Origin of the sequence: Rossellomorea vietnamensis, assembly GCF_008180415.1 — a bacterium.
Lineage (GTDB): Bacteria > Bacillota > Bacilli > Bacillales > Bacillaceae_B > Rossellomorea > Rossellomorea vietnamensis_C.
In genome coordinates this window covers 37,477-56,269 of record NZ_VTEI01000015.1, presented here as the reverse complement: position 1 = coordinate 56,269, position 18,793 = coordinate 37,477, and the positions used below count along the sequence as shown (strand labels likewise).

General features: G+C 46.0%; 17 protein-coding genes. 14 read left to right on the top strand and 3 right to left on the bottom strand.

What is annotated here, in order from left to right:
• From FZC78_RS19690 to FZC78_RS19650, 9 genes are all read left to right on the top strand, one after another.
• Complete coding sequence (locus tag FZC78_RS19690) at window positions 1–861, top strand: branched-chain amino acid ABC transporter permease (RefSeq protein WP_148941792.1); 861 nt, start codon at window positions 1–3, stop codon at window positions 859–861.
• A gap of 4 nt (window positions 862–865) precedes the next feature.
• The gene (locus FZC78_RS19685; protein WP_148941790.1) at window positions 866–1,873 is read left to right on the top strand and encodes a branched-chain amino acid ABC transporter permease; all 1,008 of its coding nucleotides are present in this window, start codon (window positions 866–868) and stop codon (window positions 1,871–1,873) included.
• An 8-nt stretch (window positions 1,874–1,881) separates the two neighbouring features.
• The gene (locus FZC78_RS19680) at window positions 1,882–2,076 is read left to right on the top strand and encodes a hypothetical protein (RefSeq protein ID WP_148941788.1); all 195 of its coding nucleotides are present in this window, start codon (window positions 1,882–1,884) and stop codon (window positions 2,074–2,076) included.
• A complete protein-coding gene (locus FZC78_RS19675; RefSeq protein WP_148941786.1) occupies window positions 2,073–3,077 on the top strand; it encodes a 3-oxoacyl-ACP synthase in 1,005 nt (334 codons plus the stop codon). The genes FZC78_RS19680 and FZC78_RS19675 overlap by 4 nt, the downstream gene beginning before the upstream one ends.
• Before the next feature lie 15 nt (window positions 3,078–3,092).
• Window positions 3,093–4,004, top strand: a complete 912-nt coding sequence (gene phaZ, locus FZC78_RS19670) for an intracellular short-chain-length polyhydroxyalkanoate depolymerase (protein ID WP_148941785.1) — start codon at window positions 3,093–3,095, stop codon at window positions 4,002–4,004.
• The gene (gene fabG, locus FZC78_RS19665) at window positions 4,001–4,732 is read left to right on the top strand and encodes a 3-oxoacyl-ACP reductase FabG (RefSeq protein WP_148941784.1); all 732 of its coding nucleotides are present in this window, start codon (window positions 4,001–4,003) and stop codon (window positions 4,730–4,732) included. The genes phaZ and fabG overlap by 4 nt, the downstream gene beginning before the upstream one ends.
• A gap of 16 nt (window positions 4,733–4,748) precedes the next feature.
• The gene (locus FZC78_RS19660) at window positions 4,749–6,242 is read left to right on the top strand and encodes a class I adenylate-forming enzyme family protein (protein WP_148941782.1); all 1,494 of its coding nucleotides are present in this window, start codon (window positions 4,749–4,751) and stop codon (window positions 6,240–6,242) included.
• A 679-nt stretch (window positions 6,243–6,921) separates the two neighbouring features.
• The gene (locus FZC78_RS19655) at window positions 6,922–10,149 is read left to right on the top strand and encodes a BTAD domain-containing putative transcriptional regulator (RefSeq protein WP_187445030.1); all 3,228 of its coding nucleotides are present in this window, start codon (window positions 6,922–6,924) and stop codon (window positions 10,147–10,149) included.
• A 306-nt stretch (window positions 10,150–10,455) separates the two neighbouring features.
• Complete coding sequence (locus FZC78_RS19650; RefSeq protein WP_148941779.1) at window positions 10,456–11,061, top strand: DedA family protein; 606 nt, start codon at window positions 10,456–10,458, stop codon at window positions 11,059–11,061.
• A gap of 172 nt (window positions 11,062–11,233) precedes the next feature.
• Here the strand turns inward: FZC78_RS19650 and FZC78_RS23900 are convergent, their stop codons facing one another.
• Both FZC78_RS23900 and FZC78_RS19645 read right to left on the bottom strand, forming a co-directional pair.
• Entirely contained in the window at window positions 11,234–11,407 is a 174-nt protein-coding gene (locus tag FZC78_RS23900) for a hypothetical protein (protein WP_187445029.1), read from the bottom strand.
• Window positions 11,408–11,428: 21 nt separating this feature from the next.
• A complete protein-coding gene (locus FZC78_RS19645) occupies window positions 11,429–11,899 on the bottom strand; it encodes a GNAT family N-acetyltransferase (protein WP_148941777.1) in 471 nt (156 codons plus the stop codon).
• Between the two features lie 218 nt (window positions 11,900–12,117).
• Here FZC78_RS19645 and FZC78_RS19640 point away from each other — a divergent pair, with 218 nt between their 5' ends.
• Both FZC78_RS19640 and FZC78_RS19635 read left to right on the top strand, forming a co-directional pair.
• Complete coding sequence (locus FZC78_RS19640; RefSeq protein WP_148941775.1) at window positions 12,118–13,182, top strand: LLM class flavin-dependent oxidoreductase; 1,065 nt, start codon at window positions 12,118–12,120, stop codon at window positions 13,180–13,182.
• Complete coding sequence (locus FZC78_RS19635; protein ID WP_148941773.1) at window positions 13,175–14,137, top strand: ATP-grasp domain-containing protein; 963 nt, start codon at window positions 13,175–13,177, stop codon at window positions 14,135–14,137. Before FZC78_RS19640 ends, FZC78_RS19635 begins: the two co-directional genes overlap by 8 nt.
• A gap of 113 nt (window positions 14,138–14,250) precedes the next feature.
• Here the strand turns inward: FZC78_RS19635 and FZC78_RS19630 are convergent, their stop codons facing one another.
• Window positions 14,251–14,751, bottom strand: coding sequence for a hypothetical protein (locus tag FZC78_RS19630; RefSeq protein ID WP_148941772.1), 501 nt, complete (start codon window positions 14,749–14,751; stop codon window positions 14,251–14,253).
• Window positions 14,752–14,794: 43 nt separating this feature from the next.
• Here FZC78_RS19630 and FZC78_RS19625 point away from each other — a divergent pair, with 43 nt between their 5' ends.
• The 3 genes from FZC78_RS19625 (at window position 14,795) to FZC78_RS19615 (ending at window position 18,725) form a co-directional block, all read left to right on the top strand.
• Window positions 14,795–15,436 (top strand): vWA domain-containing protein, encoded by a 642-nt coding sequence (locus tag FZC78_RS19625; RefSeq protein WP_252183694.1) that lies wholly within the window; start codon window positions 14,795–14,797, stop codon window positions 15,434–15,436.
• Window positions 15,437–16,007: 571 nt separating this feature from the next.
• Complete coding sequence (locus FZC78_RS19620) at window positions 16,008–18,251, top strand: bifunctional diguanylate cyclase/phosphodiesterase (RefSeq protein ID WP_252183693.1); 2,244 nt, start codon at window positions 16,008–16,010, stop codon at window positions 18,249–18,251.
• Window positions 18,252–18,524: 273 nt separating this feature from the next.
• The gene (locus FZC78_RS19615) at window positions 18,525–18,725 is read left to right on the top strand and encodes a cold-shock protein (RefSeq protein WP_113926925.1); all 201 of its coding nucleotides are present in this window, start codon (window positions 18,525–18,527) and stop codon (window positions 18,723–18,725) included.
• Window positions 18,726–18,793 lie beyond the last annotated feature (68 nt).

The following is an 18,793-nucleotide window of genomic DNA, read 5'->3' as shown; positions in this document are numbered from 1 at the left end:
GTGGATTTACTTTTCAGCTTAACCATCAATGGATTGGCAACCGGTATGCTCATCTTTTTGCTCGCTGCCGGGCTTACCCTTATTTTTGGACTGATGGATGTCCTGAACTTTGCTCATGGAGGATTGTTCGTCTGGGGGGCGTTCAGCGGTGTCTGGGCCTATAACCTGACAGAATCCTTCTGGGTCGGAATCATTGCGGCGATCATTGCCGGCCTCATTCTTGGAGCTGTAACTGAGTACCTGATCATCCGTCCGGTATACGGAAATCACACTCAGCAGATCTTAATTACCCTGGGCCTGATGCTGGTCCTTTCTGAACTGATAAAAGTAGTATTCGGGCCGGACCAGAAAGCGGCAGCACCTCCTGAATTTCTTGCAGGAAGCTTTATGATCGGGGATGTCATTTTAATAAAATACCGATTGTTCATCATCCTCGTGGGACTGATTGTATTTGCCATTACCTACTTTATTTTAAAAAGAACAAGAATCGGCCTGATCGTCCGGGCGGGTGTCATGAACAAGGAAATGGTTCAAACGCTGGGCATCAACATCCGGGTTGTTTTCACTCTTGTCTTTATGGCAGGGGCAGCCATGGCCGCACTCGGGGGTATGCTGATGGCTCCTTATTCAGGTGTGATCTATGCAGAAATGGGGCTGGAGTTCGGGATCCTCGCTTTCATCGTGGTGGTCATCGGCGGGATGGGAAGCTTCCCTGGATCACTCCTGGCAGCGATTCTGGTAGGGCTGGCTCAAGCCTACATGGCTTACTATGTTCCGGCACTGTCGCTTGCTGTCAACATGCTTCTTATGACCGTCGTCTTGATTTTCAGGCCGCAGGGACTATTTATGGTGAAGGGGTGAAACAATGCAGTCATTGCGCTTGAATTACAGTACATGGATTTATCTTGCCATCGCCTTCCTGCTTGCAGTTCTTCCCTTTATTGTCACGGGAAGAAGCCTCTTGTTCTTAGTGATGCAAATTTTCATTCTCGGCATTTTCGCAATGAGCTATGACTTGCTGCTCGGGTATACAGGAATTGTTTCGTTCGGGCACACAATGTTCTTTGGCATCGGGGCCTATTCCACAGCGGTGATGTTCAATAAGCAGGAACCGACACTGTTGACGCTGCTGCTTGGCATTGTCACCGCAGTCGTGGTGGCAGCCATTGTCAGTTTCATTGTGGGTGTCCTGACACTTCGTTTGAAAAGCCATTTTTATGCGATGCTCACCTTGGCGCTGGCGGGACTGTTCCTGGTAGCAGCTGAAAAGTGGCGGAGCGTGACCGGCGGAGCGGATGGGTTTACGTTTTCCATTCCCGATGTATTCAAGGACCGGACGACTCTTTATCTGACCTGCCTCATTGTGATGGTACTTGTCTTTTTCGGTCTAAAACGCTTCACTGAATCACCGCTCGGCAGGGTGCTTCTTGCCATCCGGGAGAATGAGGGACGGACAGAGTCACTTGGCTACAAAGTGCTTCATTACAAAGTAATTGTCAGTGTCGTTTCAGGAGTCGTCGCAAGCATTGCCGGGGTGTTATATATGCTGTCACTCCGATTTGTCGATACGAGTGTATTTGCCACTGATGTCACGCTCGATGCCTTGCTGATGACGATCATTGGGGGAGTCGGTACATTGATTGGGCCGATCATCGGAGCAGCGCTGGTGGAGTTCGCCCACCACTGGCTGTCGGATCTCTCAGGTGTTCACTGGATTTTTGAAAGGTGGATTATTCTTTTCGGAACCGTGTATATACTGGCGGTCATCTTTTTTCCAAAAGGAATCGCTGGCACATTGCAGGGTGTTTTTAAAAAAAGGAGTGCAAGAAAGCGTGAAAAACCAGTGAAACCTGAAAAGAATATAGCCGGTTAAAGGGGGATATGATGAACCAGCTTATCACATCGTTCATTGTCCGCTGCCATGTAATTGAATCACATCAGCGGGATTACAGGATTAAGTTGACGCATGTTCAAGGGGAAAACGAAATTTCATTTGATTCTTTTGAAGATGCGATGAATCATATGAAGCAGACAGTCGAAGGATTGCAAAAATCACCAGAGGAGGACCGGAAATGAATGCCGGAATCAAAGGGTTGGGTGTATACATCCCCCAGCGGAAAATGACGGCGGGGGAGCTCGCGGAAAAAGCAGGCATGCCGGAGAACATTGTCATAGAGAAACTGGGAATCAAAGAAAAGCCGCTGCCGGGTCCTGATGATCATACCTGCCAGATGGGAATCGAGGCAGCGCGGGATGCGATTAATAAAACAGGGGTGGATCCAGCCTCCATTGATATGGTGATCTATATCGGCGAGGAGTACAAAGAATATCCTCTCTGGACCGCAGCCATAAAGCTGCAGGAGGAGATCGGAGCCGTCAACGCGTTTGCCTTTGATATGGCACTGCGCTGCGGAACGACGATCATGGCGGTCAAGATGGCCAAGGATATGATGATAGCAGATCCCGCTATTAAAACAGTATTGCTGGCCGGGGGCTATCGAAATGTGGATTTCATAGATTATGAGAATCCGAGGACGAGGTTCATGTATAATCTCGGAGCAGGCGGAGGGGCGATGATTCTCGAAAGGGGTACTAATCAAAACATCATTCTCGGCAGCCACATCATCACCGACGGATCTTTTTCAGAAGATGTGGTCGTCCCGGTTGGCGGCACAAAAAGTCCGTTGACTCCAGAAGCCCTGGAAGCGGGACTTTATCAATTGGATGTCCTTGATCCAGAAGGAATGAAGGCGCGACTGGAAAAGAAATCAATGGAGAATTTCCTGAAAGTGATTAGAATCGCGCTTAAAAAAAGCGGATGCACCCAGGAAGACATTGACTACGTCGCCATTCTTCATATGAAAAGATCCGCCCACCATTATGTGCTGAATGAACTGGGTGTTAGCCCCGATAAATCTATCTACCTTGAAGACTATGGACATATCGGGCAGATGGACCAGATTATTTCCCTTCAGCTTGCAGAAGAGAGAGGGATGCTGAAGCCGGGGGATATCATCATCCTGGTCAGCGCAGGGGTAGGTTATGCATGGGGAGCAAACGTCATTCGCTGGGGATGAAAGGAAGGGGAAATTATGGCGGAAATCACGTTGAAGGAAGTTTCATTACAGAACGGGGAAACGATTGGATACCGGGAGCGTGAAGGCGGCAGCCAAACGGTTGTGCTTGTTCACGGCAACATGACGTCGTCTGCTCACTGGGACCTTGTACTTGAAAATATGGATGAAAGATATAAAGTATATGCGATTGATCTGAGAGGCTTCGGCACCTCCTCTTACCACAGGCCGATTCATTCTATTAAAGATTTTTCTGATGATGTAAAAGGGTTTGCGGATGTTCTGGGCCTGAGCGGCTTTGCCCTGGTTGGCTGGTCTCTTGGAGGAGCCGTCTGCCAGCAGTTCTGTATCGATTATCCGGACAGGTGCAGCAAGCTTGTGCTTGTCGCCTCTGCATCTACAAGAGGCTACCCGTTTTTCGGCAGCAATGACCAAGGCCTTCCGGACCCGGAAAAAAGATTGAAAACGCTGGATGAGGTAAAGCGCGATCACGGAAAGACTCTCCCTGTCCAAGGTGCTTATGATGAGAAGAACCATGAACTGCTGAGAGCGATATGGAATGCGCTCATCTACACTAGCCAAAAACCGGAACCGGAGAGATATGAAAAGTATCTCGATGATATGTGCACACAGCGGAATTTAGCCGATGTCTATCAGGCTTTGAATACCTTCAATATCAGCAGGCATGACAACGGATTAACGAAGGGGAACGGTGAAGTCGACACCATTGACATCCCAGTACTTGCCTTAAGGGGAGACCGGGATCTTGTGGTCACAGAGAGAATGACCAAGGAATTGGTTGAGGATTATGAAGGCAGGGTGAAGTTCATAGAAATGAAGGACTGCGGGCATTCACCGCTGATTGATGATTTGGATGGGCTCTTGCGGCATATGGAGCAATTTTTGGAGAGGGAGGAACAGAAAGCATGAGCAGACTGAGAGGCAAAACAGCTGTGATCACCGGGGCGGCTAACGGCATCGGACTTGAAGCGGCCCGAACGTTCAAGCGGGAAGGCGCAAACGTTGTGATCGCCGATTTTAACGAAGAGGCAGGCAAGAAAGCGGAGGAAGCGAATCCAGGAGTCGTTTTTGTCAGGGTGGATGTTTCGGACAGGGATAGTGTCGACAGCCTCGTCCAAACTGTCATCGACCGTTTCGGAACCATTGATATCCTTATCAATAATGCGGGCATCACAAGAGATTCCATGCTCTCAAAAATGACGAGAGAGCAATTTCAGCAAGTCATCAATGTGAATTTAACGGGAGTATTTCATTGCACACAGGCCGTATTGCCTTACATGGCAGAGCAGGGAAGCGGCAAAATCATCAACACTTCTTCTGTAACGGGTACCTATGGCAATGTCGGACAGACAAACTATGCGGCAGCCAAGGCCGGGGTGATCGGCATGACAAAAACATGGGCGAAGGAGCTTGCCAGAAAAGGCATCAATGTCAATGCAGTGGCGCCGGGTTTCACTGAAACAGCCATGGTTGCCGAAGTTCCGGAAAAAGTGATTGAAAAAATGAAAGCCCAGGTTCCGATGGGACGCCTCGGGAAGCCCGAGGATATCGCCAATGCCTATCTGTTTCTGGCGAGCGGCGAATCAGATTATGTCAATGGCCATGTTCTTCATGTCGATGGAGGAATCATGATGTAGAAGAGGAGAGATTGGAGTGAGCTATGAAATCGATTGGGTGAAGAGCAGGTCTGACTTATTTCCAGAAAAATGCGCTGTCATTGATTCCGTCACACAGGATTCCTGGACCTACAAAGAACTGAATGAACGCGCATCCCGGCTTGCCGGCCTGTTTCTGGCACAGGGAGTTGAAAAAGGTGACCGTATTGCACTATTTTCAGAAAATCATATCAGTTATTTCGATTTTCTGTTTGCCTGTTTAAAGATCGGGGCGGTTTTTGTGCCGTTGAATTGGAGGCTTTCCACCGACGAACTTCAGTTTGTGGTGTCTGACGCAGCCCCAGTAATCATGGGGGTGCAGTCCTGTTTCATCAAACAGGCAAGCGGGCTTCAGGAGGATTTTTATTTAATAGAAATGGACTCCAATACCTATCTGGACCAATTTCCAGCTGTTGACAGGCTTCGCAGACCTCTTCTGCAGGAGTCCGATCCGCTTGCAATGATCTATACCGGTGGCACTACGGGGCATCCAAAAGGGGCGGTTCTCTCTCATCGTTCGATCATGTGGAATGCCGTGAACACCATCGTCAGCTGGAATCTCACAGATAGGGACACCACGATGACATGCATCCCGATGTTCCATACCGGCGGCCTGAATGCTTTGTCGGTCCCCGTTCTGATTGCGGGCGGGACGGTTGTTTTATCACCAGGATTCGAACCTGAACAGGCAGTGAAGGATCTTATCAAATACAAATGCTCCATCGTCCTGTTTGTTCCAACCATGTACCACATGCTGACGAGGACAAAAGAATTCAAGAGCGCTAAGTTTCCGGACATGAAGGTCTTCTTGTCTGGAGGGGCGCCTTGTCCCATGGGCATCTATGATGTTTTCAGCAGCAAAGGACTAGCGTTCAAAGAAGGCTACGGGCTGACTGAAGCGGGACCCAATAACTTTTACATCGACCCCCGTGAAGCCCTTGAGCGAAGAGGATCAGTAGGAAAGCCGATGCTGTTCAACGCGGTGAAAGTTGTGAAAGAAACCGGAGATGAAGCAGATCCTGGTGAAGTGGGCGAGCTGTATCTGCGCGGCAGCCACCTGTTTGAATACTATTGGAACAAAGAAGAAGAGACGAAGGAGGTGTGGAGGGACGGCTGGTTTCAAACAGGAGACCTGGCGATGATGGATGAAGCGGGCTACTACTATATCGTCGGCAGGAAAAAAGATATGATCATCACGGGCGGGGAAAATGTCTATCCTTTGGAAATTGAAAACTGGCTCGAATGCCATGAGACTGTGGAAGAAGTCGCGGTCATCGGAATCCCTGATGACAAATGGGGCGAAAAAGTAGTGGCCTTCATTACGGCTGGCAGCCCTGGCCTCACAGAAGAAGTTCTGGTGAATTACTGCAAGAAAAAACTGGCGAAATACAAAATACCGAAAAAATTCTATTTCATTGACGAGCTCCCGAAAACACATGTGGGCAAAATCAATAAAAATGAGTTGAGGAAGAGCCTGGATAAGGTGACGTAACGGAGCATCCCGCCACATTAGAATGTGGGCGGGTGCTTTTTGTGTAAGAAGGAGATTGTTGGGAAAAAGTGGATTTTTAGGATGCCGATGTGTTCGGTAAGGGTGAAAAATGGTGGGATTAGCTGGGAAACATGCCAAAAAAGTGGTGGCCCTCTGAAAAATATCAAGAAAACCACCGGATATTGGCCCGCAAATCGAGTTTACGGGCCGTTGAGATCAAGAAAAGGACCGGGTGTTGGCCCGCAAATCTAATTTGCGGGCTGTTGAGATTAAGAAAACCACCGGATATTGGCCCGCAAATCCAGTCAAAAAGGCCAATTCTGGTATAGACGTCCAAAAAGGATTTTAGTGTCTTTTAGCGAATTTACATAAGAAGGTAATATTTCGGTACAAGCCATGAAAGTCACTGCATATATTTTTATAGAGTCCATTCTGGAAGGGTTTTCTTAAAAGATAAGAAAGTATAAAATTTCAGTTTGAAAATTAGGGAGCGTTCTGAATCCAGCTCCAGCGCCCGAGGGTCCGTACCCACTGGAACGGACTTACCCCCTCGGGATCAAATAACCCAAAGTAAATAAAAGTAAAGCCCGCTTTTTTTCTCCAGGAACATTTGCCTGTCGGAGCTAAACAGCGCATGCACTTTTTAAATGAAATCATAATAGAGAAAGGAGGAAAAGAGATGGGAGTCATACCGGTGATCCAAAGCCAGCTGATGCCGCCGCCTGTGAAAGAAAGCTTTATGAGGCGTGCCAGCTTACATAAGAAACTCGCCTCCATTCCCCACTATCCCCTGACCATTCTGCATGCAAGGGCAGGTTACGGAAAAAGTACCGCTCTTACCCTTTTTGCCCATGACATCAAGGTGAATTCCTGCTGGTATTCCATTTCTCCCAATGATGATGATATCATCCCGTTTTTAACCAAGTTCGTCCATGCTGTCAAAGCCAAGTATCCCGGTTTCGGTGCAGCAATTCTAACAGAACTTCAAATGCTGCACAACCATATTAGTGATGAACAATTGTGGTCGCTGATTTCAATGGTCGTGAATGAAACGATTGGTTTGCAAACCCCGGTGGTTATCATACTGGACGATTATCATCATGTTCAAAAATCCATGGTCATCGAGAAGTGGATGAAGCATTTCCTGGAGTACATCCCTTCCAATCTTTATGTGGTTCTCTCCAGCCGCAGCAAGCCTTCATGGGGGCTGCTGACATCCCTGAAGGTAAAGGGTGAATTGCTTGAAATTACCCAGGAAGACCTGATGCTGAGTTCTGGAGAAATTGAACATCTTCTGGAAGATAGCTATGAAATTACGATTGAAAGCCAGGATTTGGAACGGATTCACCATCTGACGGAAGGCTGGGCCATAGCCGTGCATATGCTCGCCGGAAGTTTTCGGAATGGAAATTTTTCAGGAAGCTTTCTGGAAAATCGTTCGGAAACCTTGCAGGATCTGTTTGACTTTTTAGCGTTGGAAGTATTATCGAAACAACCCTTTGGGCATCAGGAATTTTTATTGAAAACAAGCATACTTGATGAACTCTCTCCGCCGGTCTGCGATGCCTTGCTGGACACGGCAGACTCGGATTCCGTTTTATCCAAGCTGTCTCAGCAGAATGTTTTCATTCAAGAGATAGACGGAAGGAAGTACCGGTACCATGCGCTATTCAAGGAGTTTCTGCAAAATCAGCTGAAAATGAAGAATGCAGAGGAGCATGCAAGGCTCAACAGAAGGGCTGCCCGTTACTTCGAGAAAGAAAATATCGAGAATGCGGTCTATCATTACCTGGAGGTGGCTGAATATGAGCGGGCTGCTCATGTCATCAGCCAAAGCGGGAAGGATCTGCTGCAGAAGGGAAAGCTGCAAACGCTATTGGACTATCTGAAACCAATTCCTGAAGTGCTGAAAAATGATTTTCCAATTCTATGGTTCTATCAGGGGGAGATCAGCCGGCTCCGTTCTTCCTATGAGTGGGCGGAATCCTGCTACAAAAGGGCAATAGAAATCGGAGAAACTATCAGCGATCATTATTTAATGAGTATTTCACTAGAGGGGATTGCCCGGATCTACCTTGATACAATCCAGCCGGACAAGGCAGAACGTGTCCTGCAGAGGGCGATAAGTTTAAGGGAGCATTCAGATGGAAGCAAGGAGGAAATGGCTGAGCTGTATCATCTCCTTTCGGAAAACCTGCTAAATTCGGGACAAGCGGTGAAAGCCGAGAAATGGTATGAACGGGCAGAAGCGTTGAACTTGCCATTGGAAGAAGGAAATTTGAAGGCGCGGATTTACTTGCGCACCGGAAGGCTCAATAAGGCGAGAGACCTTCTTTTAAAAAGAAAGAACAGCACGAAAGATACCGGCATTGTTCACTTGTCACAGTCTCATAGAGAAACGGAAATTCTGTTATCGATTATTGAGGCTTTCAGGGGCCGCGCGGAGGAAAGCAAAAAGTATGCCGAACAAGGGATGAAGCTCGGGATGGATATCCAGTCACCGTTTGTGGAAGCATGCGGCTGGATGAGGATGGGGCATGCCGTCCAGCTGATCGAGCGCTATGAATCTTATCTGGCCGAGAAGTGCTATAACACGGCCCTTGATATTATGGATACGATTGATGTGCCAAGGGGAAAGGCTGAACCCTATATGGGGCTGTGCATCCTGCTGGGAACTCAGGGGCAGTATGAAAAAGCGATAGAAGCAGGACATAAAGGCTTATATGAGACGGAGAGAGTGAAGGATGTATGGTTGTCCACACTGATTCAGCTTTGTATGGGGATAGCGGGGATTTATTGCGAGAAATATGAATCTGCTTATCAGGTGCTGGTTGAAGTCAGAAGCCAGTTTGAAGAATGCGGAGACCGGTACGGCATGATGCTCACTTCCTTTTGGAAAGCCTATGCTGCCTATGAAACAGGAAAAGAAGAGGTTTTCTCCCAAGAAATGAGACAGTTCCTGAATGAGATGTACGCAGGGGACTATCAGTACTTCCTGAAAAGAAGGACAACATTTGGCCCTGCTGATATCCAAAATTTTGTCCCCATGCTGGTGAAAGCCCAAAAATATAATATCCACAATCCATTGATCTCCGAACTTGGAATAGGCAGTATGGATAATCATCCAGGATATACATTGAAGGTGGCTGCCCTGGGGAAATTCAGAATCCATTTAGGCAATCGGGTTGTTTTGGAGAGTGACTGGCAGAGAGGAAAGGCCAAGGAGTTATTTGAGTTTTTTATAACTAATAAGAATAAATTGGTGGACCGAGTGGAAATCTTCCGGGAAATCTGGCCGGAACAGGACGAGGATGCGGCCAGCCGCAGTTTCAAAGTTTCATTGAATTCCCTTTTGAAGACCATCGAGCCGCACCGTAAAGCGAGGGAAGAATCCTATTTTATCAAAAGGAACGGAGCTTTCTATGGAATCAATCCTGATGCTGTTTTTCAATTAGATACCGTTTTGTTTGAGGAATGGGTAACAGAGGGGTTGACCGAGAAAGATCCTTTTCAGGCAAAAGAGCTGCTTGAGAGGGGATTGAAACTGTATGAGGGAGACTATTTGCCGGACCACCGGTTTGCCGACTGGTGCCTGACGGAAAGGGAACGCCTTCAGGTCCTTTTCCTGCGGGCCGCTGAAATGCTCGCACAGGTGTCGGTCCGGCTATCGGACTTCGAAACGTGCATCCATTGGTGCGAAAGAATCCTGATGGAGGAAGATACATGGGAAGAAGCATACCGGCTGCTGATGTTCTGTTACTATCAAAAAAACAATAGACCGCAGGCGATCAAGTGGTACGGCAAATGTAAAAAAGTGCTGAATGCCGAGCTGGGAGTCGAACCAATGGAGCCTACAAAGGAAATGTACCGTATGATCACCCAAGCTGCCGACCTCGAGATCTGGTGATGCAGCTCTTGCTGCTGCTATACCAATTAATATTAAAGCGCTAAGAGGGACAGTCTCTCTTAGCGCTTTAATGCGTTACAGTAATGAAAGGGACAGTCCCTCTTAGTGGTTTAAAGCACTAAAGCTCCACTAGCTTACTGTTAAAAATATATTGCTCTTTTCAGGGACCTGGGTAACAATAGACGAGTAGGTAAGAGGTTTTAAACTCTGGCTGTAAGGGGAGAGGAAGAGAGAAAAATTGTAGAGAACTCCAAGATATATTTGCAAGTTTTGAAAATATGATCATTTGATATAAAGGAGATTCACATGGAAAACTGGCTGATGGAGATAATCAATAATTTTGGGTACGGAGGGATATTCCTTTTAATTGCTTTGGAAAATTTATTTCCGCCAGTGCCTTCTGAAGTCATTCTAACTTTTGGCGGGTTTGTAACGACTACATCGGATCTAACCATAACGGGTGTCGTGATTGCCTCCACGCTTGGCTCTGTCATTGGAGCGGTTGTTTTATACGGGCTGGGGCTCCAGCTTGATGTTGAACGGTTGGAGAAAATTGTGGAAAAGTGGGGGAATATCCTCCGGTTGACCAAAAAGGATATCCACAGGGCCGATGCCTGGTTTGATAAATATGGATACTGGTCTGTGTTCTTCTGCCGTTTTGTGCCGCTGATCCGCAGCTTGATATCGATTCCAGCCGGAATGTCGAATATGAAGTTTGTTCCTTTCCTGATTTTTACTACGGCCGGAACCTTTATCTGGAATATTGTTCTCGTCAATCTGGGTGCCAAGGTAGGGGCGTCATGGGAGCAGATTGTTCACTATATGGATATCTACTCGAACATTGCTTATGCGGTCATCGCTGTGCTCGGGATTGCGTTTTTGGTTTTCTTTTTCAAGAGAAAATCCTCTTAGCATATAGATTCTATTAAATAAGCATAAAAAATAAGGGTGATCTTTTGTGCATTAAAGCGCTAAAAGGGACAGTCCCTCTTAATGCTTTAAAGTCTTAAAGGAAATATGCTGCAAAAGGCGTGCTGCTCATACCATAGCTGCACGCCTTTTTGAATTGGCTCTGCATCAGTCATCAAGTCCAGTCAAAAATACTTCCGATTCCCCTGATCAGGTACCACAGGATGCGGAAAGGAAGTACGATCAATTCAGGAATCCAGATGAGTACGTCCCCGACGGCATCCCAGAATGTATAGGTTCCTTCTGACTTCTTCCTTTTTCTTCGTTCTTTTCTTCGATTAACAAACACTCGTCATCCTCCAAACACGGCTCATTTTTTTACGGTGAATTTATAAACGGGTTCATCATGGAAAGCCTTGAAGACTTCCCCGGTAGCTTCAAATCCAAGGGCTTCATATACTCGGATGGCGGCTTCGTTGTCATGGATGACAGACAAATAGATTTCACTGCAATCATATTCTTCTATCATATCATCGAGTACCAGCTGGAGGGCTTTTTTTCCATATCCTTTTCCCTGGAATGCATGGCCCAGCATCATGCTGATCATTTCCCACCTGTCGTGGTCATGGTCCCAGCCGTGGCTGGCGAAACCAATAAGGGTGTCTCCGTCATAGATGGCCTTGTTTTTAAACCCATGGACAGATCCCAGTGCTATAAAAAAGACATTCGACCCCACCCACCTTTCAAAAATCTGGATCCTCTCTTCCTGATCCTTGCTCGACTTAAGATTCAGGACGTCCCAAAAATTATCCCTTGTAACATCTGCCAGGCGTAAACTCATTCGACATTCCTCATTTCAGATTGTTCTTCATTTTTTTATATTCTCCTAAACAATGGAATATTCCTTCTGGAGACAGTCACCACCCGGTTTTTGTCGAAGGACTTTTACCCAAATCAGGTTGAACTTATTGACAATTCCTTTAATTTGCAATATTATCATCTTTAAAACCGACCTGGTTGGTGGGAATAGTCGAGATTAGTGAGTGGAGGAGAGAAGATATGAAGTATGGCTTTTGGTTACCGATTTTTGGAGGATGGCTGAGGAATGTTGAGGATGAAAACATGCCGGCCACTTATGAATATGCCGAGAAAGTTGCTAAGTCAGCAGAAGAATGGGGTTACTCCACGACGCTGATTGCGGAGCTTTATTTAAATGATATAAAGGGACAGAAACACGATTCGCTGGAAGCATGGACCACTGCTGCAGCATTGGCTGCCGTGACAGATAAATTGGAAATCATGACAGCGATCCGCCCCGGTTTTCATAATCCTGCGGTTGCAGCGAAGATGGCGGCAAGCATTGACAATTTGAGCAAAGGCCGCTTTACCTTGAACGTCGTATCCGCATGGTGGGCGGAAGAAGCACGCCAATACGGCGGAGTGTTCACAGAACATGATGAACGATATGACCGTACACGGGAATTTATAGACGTTTTAAAAGGCCTTTGGACAGAAGATTCCTTCTCGTATCATGGCGACTTTTATCAACTGGAGGAAACCAAGCTTTTTCCTAAACCAGTTCAGAGACCGAATCCAATTCTCTATGCCGGCGGTGAAAGTGAAAAAGGAAAATCTACGATTGTGGATAAATGCGATGCTTACGTAATGCACGGTGGAACGGTTGAAGAAATCCAAGCGAAAGTAGCGGATATGAAATCCAGGAGGGAACAGACGAACAATCCTGATTTGAGCTCCTTCGGAATGGCGGCCTATGTCATTTGCCGTGATACCGAAGAAGAAGCAAAAGAAGAGCTCGATAGAATCACCGATGTAAAAGAATCGGACGCTTATTCAGGCTTCAAAGATTTTACAAGCAAATCCCAGCTTGAACAGCAGATTCAGCTGCAGGACTACTCCGTTTCCAACAGGGGCCTCCGACCGAATCTGATCGGCACGCCTGAACAAATTGCCGACAAGATCCTGCAATACGAGAATGCCGGACTGGACTTGCTTCTCCTTCAATTCTCGCCGCAGCTTGAAGAAATGGAGCGCTTTTCCAAACAGGTCATGCCATTGGTGGAAGAAAAACGAAAAACAGCAGAGGGAGTGCTTTCCGTTGAGTAAAATATATGTGATCCATGAAAACACCGAGTGGACAGTTCATCTGACAAAACGATTGGAAGAGCTGGGCCTTCCATATGAAGAGTGGCATCTGGGCGAAGGGACTCTCGATCTTTCGCAAGAGCCCCCTGAAGGCATTTTTTACAGCCGGATGAGTGCCTCTTCCCATACACGGGGAAACCGTTATGCTCCTGAATATACTGCGCAGGTTCTGGCGTGGCTTGAAGCACATGGCAGGAAGGTATTCAATGGCAGCCGCGCACTCCAACTCGAAGTCAGCAAGGTAAAACAGTATCTGGAATTGAGCAAGCAAGGAGTAGAGACCCCTAAGACCATTGCGGCAGTGGGGAAAGAGCAAATTCTGAAAGCAGCCGAGTCTTTTGAAGGCAGGCCGTTCATTACCAAACATAACCGTGCAGGAAAAGGCCTTGGCGTGCAGTTGTTCCAAAATCTTGAGTCTCTTAAGGACTATGTGGAGGGCCCGGACTTTGAGGAACCGGTAGATGGAGTTACTTTAGTACAGGAGTACATTTCCGCCCCGGAAAGCTTTATTACGCGCTGTGAATTTATCGGAGGCAAATTTCTCTACGCCGTCAAGGTCGATACGTCGGAAGGGTTCGAACTTTGTCCTGCGGATGCGTGCTCTATAGGGGATCTGTTCTGCCCGGTGGGTGAAGAGCAGCCTGAAGAGAAGCCGAAATTCCAAATCTTAGACGGGTTCCATCACCCTGTACTCGAAAGATACGAAAAGGTACTTGCAGCTAATGATATTCAGGTTGCGGGGATAGAATTCATTTTTGATAAAGAAGGCAATGTCTACACTTATGACATTAACACGAACACTAACTATAATTCCGATGCTGAAGCAAAAGCCGAAAAATACGGAATGCTGGAGCTGGCTGTATTCCTGGCACAGGAATTGCAGAAGCTCGAGCAAAATGAACAGGTTGTCATCTGAAAAAATGCCTTTCCCGCGAGAAGCCGGGAAAGGCATTTTTTACGTGGAGTCACTTTAGTGCTTTACAGTACGAAATGGGACTGTCCCTCTTAGTGGTTTAACGTGATAAAGGCTCACCCGGTCAGCGGGTTCAGGCTGAGGGAATCAAGGGCCTGGTTCACATAGTCGAGGTCATGGATTTCCTTCTCCAGGCAGAACCGGATCACGAGATCATAGGTGTCGCTGAATGAAAGGGAATATCCTGCTGCGGCTAATAAGTGCTCGGCTTCCTCTATCCCCAGTTCCAAAGCCAAGGCCAGCGCAATTGCCGTATTCCTGCCCACTCGATAGTCATGCTTTGACCTGATTTTTGAAAAGTGCTTGCGGTCTATGCCGGCCTTTTTATAAACCTCAGGATCCGTAAACCCCTTTTCATCTATCAAGCCCAGCAGTTCCTGCCTGAATGAAGGCTGCTCATTGATGCTGATGAAATCCTCCAATTCACTATTTGGGACGGGAGCATCAAGCTTATAATCCAGTTCATAGGCGGACTCACAGACATCAATCTGAGGCGGCTCCTCTTGATGAAAATGGACGTATTCCTTCAGTTCTTTTAAAAAATGAGAATCAAGCATGAAATCAGCCTCCTTTGGAAGTCGCTTTCCAGGCGACCAAAATATGGGTTTGATTAGTTATGATTATATCATCAAGAAGTTGAAGGAGATGGATGAAATGAACAAAAATTTAACTGAAGTGGTATTTTTGCTGGATCGAAGCGGTTCGATGGCAGGGCTTGAAAGTGATACGATAGGCGGCTTCAATGGATTTGTGAAAAGGCAGGAGCAGCTGGATGGAAAGACTGTGATCACGACGGTTCTCTTTGATGATGATTATGAAGTGCTTTGGCAGGGGAAACCGGCGGAAACCGTGGAACTGACGGAGAAGGAGTATTACGTTAGGGGCTGTACGGCCATGCTTGATGCGATTGGTAAAACGATTGTCGAAGTCGGTCACCGCCTCTTTCAAACACCAGAAGGCGAAAGGCCGGGCAAAGTAATCTTTGCCATCACAACGGACGGCCACGAAAATGCAAGCGTTGAATTCAGCTATGAAAAAATAAACGAAATGATCCGTCATCAGCAGGAGATATACAACTGGGAGTTCATCTTTATGGGGGCCAACATCGATGTTGCCCAGGAAGCTGACAACATCGGGATCCTCGCAGCAAATGCTTATGAATTTGAAGCATCAGAAGATGGGGTGGAGAAGATGTACTCGAAAATGTGTGAGGAAGTCTCGCAGATGAGGGGTAAGAAGTGATGAATTCTTTACTAGAGGGGCGGGCTGTGATTGATTGCAGTATAGCCAAACTTAGTTTTAACAGTATCACGTCTATAAATAAGGCTCTTTTCGTAAACTTTGTTGCTATTGATACTAAATCCGAAAAATAAACCTATTAAGAGGGGTCAAAACTGGTAACACCGAAAAGAAAAGAGCTGCTCTCCCTTGATAAGAGTTAAAACTCTTAGTATCCGGGGAAAAATCCGGCTCTTGGAATTTTTTCTAAAGCAACAATATATGCGAAAACAGCCTTGAAAAATGCCTTTCCCAAAATTCGGGAATGGCATTTTCTTTACAATCTAAAGAGATCTTCATCTTTTCTATGTAACTGTTCTTCATGGAGCTCCTTAGGAAATTTAAGAAGAAATAAATGATTTAATATAGGCAATCCAGGTCTGATGCATCTCATAGGAATTGATTAATTAGGTAGAAACGTGAACAGCAGGGCATGTGATATTATGATTTCACCTTATTAATTTTCAATTTAAGACGATATTATAGATAAGGATTGATTTTAATCACAAAACTTTACATATGGGAGTCCAACATAGTGGGTTATCAAACGAACACTTCATTTAAAAACATTGTACTGATCGTTATTTTTATCCAAATCCTGCAGTTGATTTTAGGATTGTATTTTCCAGTCGAAAGCTTCCCGAATTTAATCATGCAAGTGGCCTTGACTATTATGACCCTAGGGCTGGTCTATTACATGCTCAAAGAAATTTTTAAGGCGACGAAAGAAGTGGGGGAGAGCAACCAGAAGCTGAACCATATCTTTGAATCCCTGGATGTTGCCATCTGGTCGCACGATATGAAATCCGACAAGCTGCTGATTACTCCAGGAATTGAAAAATTATATGGAAGAAAGCAGGAAGATTTTTATAACGACATTCTTCTGTGGAAAAAGGTTATCCACCCTGATGACATGTATGTTCAGGAAGACAGGCGGAAAATGATTCAGTCTGGCCGTTCCTGTACAAGCACCTACCGGATTATCAAGCCGGATGGAAATGTGCGCTGGATTCAGGACAGGGGAATTCCTACCTTGGATGAGAGGGGGAATCTCATATATTTTTCCAGTGTTCTGTTTGATATCACTGACCGAAAAGAGAGTGAGGATCAGTATCGGAGTCTGGTTGAGATGTCGCCCGATATCATTGCTGTCATCCGCAACGGAAAATTCATCTATATGAATGCTGCTGGAAGCAGGGTGCTCGGCATGGAAGACCCTTCTCAACTGATCAATAAGGACGTTTCGGAAGTGGCCAGTGTTAAGGATATCCTTAAGATAAGGGAAACTGCAAACAAACTCAGGGATGCTGGTAAATCGGATCAGCTTATTTTTGAAATTAAAGCAGCCCGGATTGATGGTGCGATCATAGATGTTGAAGTTTCCGCCATGCCCATTCTTTATGGAGGAAAGTCTGCGATCCAACTGGTTGGAAGGGATATCACCCAGCGGAAGAAATCAGAAGAAACCATCCGGGAGATGGCTTATTACGATACATTGACCGGCCTCCCGAACCGAAATATGTTCAAGCAGAACCTGAACACCTGCATTGAAAAGAAGATATCACAATCGTTTGCCGTGTTGTTTCTCGACCTTGACCGCTTTAAAGTCATTAATGATACAAAGGGTCATTCCACCGGCGATCTATTGCTTGTCGAAGTGGCAAAACGCTTGAAAGCCGTCATCGGACAAGAAGGTGAGGTATTCAGGCAGGGTGGAGATGAGTTCATCATTCTTTTGGAGAACAGCAGGAAGGAAAAGGTCTCCTGTCTTTCGCAGAAGATTTTAGATAGTTTTGTGAAGCCGATTAAGGTTACCGGACAGGAGTTCTTTGTGACGCCAAGCATCGGCATCAGCATGTATCCCGTTGATGGCACTGACCAGGAAACCTTGATCAAGCATGCGGATACGGCAATGTATTCGGCGAAAGAGCGAGGGAAAAATAATTTTCAGTTTTATAATAAAAGTTTAAATAAGAATACGACCAGGAAAATGGAACTGGAACAAGAGTTAAGAAAGTCACTCGAACTCAACCAGTTTATGCTCTACTATCAGCCGAAAGTGAATCTTGAAACGGGAAAGATTCTTGGAGTGGAAGCCTTGATCCGCTGGAATCATCCGACTCTGGGAATGGTTCCGCCGGGAGAATTCATCCCGCTTACAGAAGAGACGGGTCTGATAGTACCGATAGGCAAGTGGGTTCTCCAGGAAGCGTGCAGGCAAAGTAAAGAGTGGGAAAAAGGGAAAGCCGGCTCGATTCAGGTAGCGGTTAACATTTCAGTAAGACAAATTCTTGATGATGATTTTGTGGATGTTGTGCAAGGTGTTTTAAAAGAAACAGAACTCGATCCCCGTCTCCTGGAGCTGGAAATTACAGAAAGCATCATGCAGGACTTTAGACGATCGTCCGAAATACTGCACAAATTGAAAGAGATAGGGGTGTCCATCAGTATCGATGACTTCGGAACCGGCTACTCATCCTTGAACAACTTACGGTTTCTTCCCATTGACCATATTAAAATTGACAAGTCCTTTGTCGACGATATCGTCGATCACTCCAAGCATTCTAAAAATGGATCCATCGTAAAAACGATAATCGATCTTGGACAAAATATGAATTTCACGATCATTGCTGAAGGGGTGGAAGAGGAAGCACAGGTGGATTTCCTCCTGGAAAATGCATGCCATATCGGGCAAGGGTATTATTACAGCAAACCACTGCCTGCCGCTGAACTCGAAACCTACATCAACACCCGGCAGAAGTTCCTTTCGGAGGATTGACGCACCACTACGCAGAAAAAGACAACCCCTTTTCCGCCCCTTTTAAAGCATTATAAGGGACAGTCCCACTTCATGCTTTAAAAGGGGCCCTTTCGTTTTTTTTTACTGTGGGAAAAAATAGCATTTGCTTTTTTAAAAATTATAAGGTATGATAAGGTTAATTATTCTTGTTCGGTCAGGTTAAGTTAGAAAAGTTTTGAACTTCTCGCTCTTGATGAATTGAGCAACAATAGTAATAAATCGTGGACAATATCCACACAGGAGGAAATACACATGCAACAAGGTACAGTAAAATGGTTTAACGCAGAAAAAGGATTCGGCTTCATCGAAATCGAAGGCGGAGAAGACGTATTCGTACATTTCTCAGCTATCCAAGGCGACGGTTTCAAAACTCTTGACGAAGGTCAAAAAGTAACTTTCGAAACAGAGCAAGGCCAACGCGGTCTTCAAGCTACAAACGTTAACAAAGCATAATTATGGAAAGGGACTCTCTTGAGGGTCCCTTTTTTATGTCTATTTATTCAAACTGAACCTGAATGTAA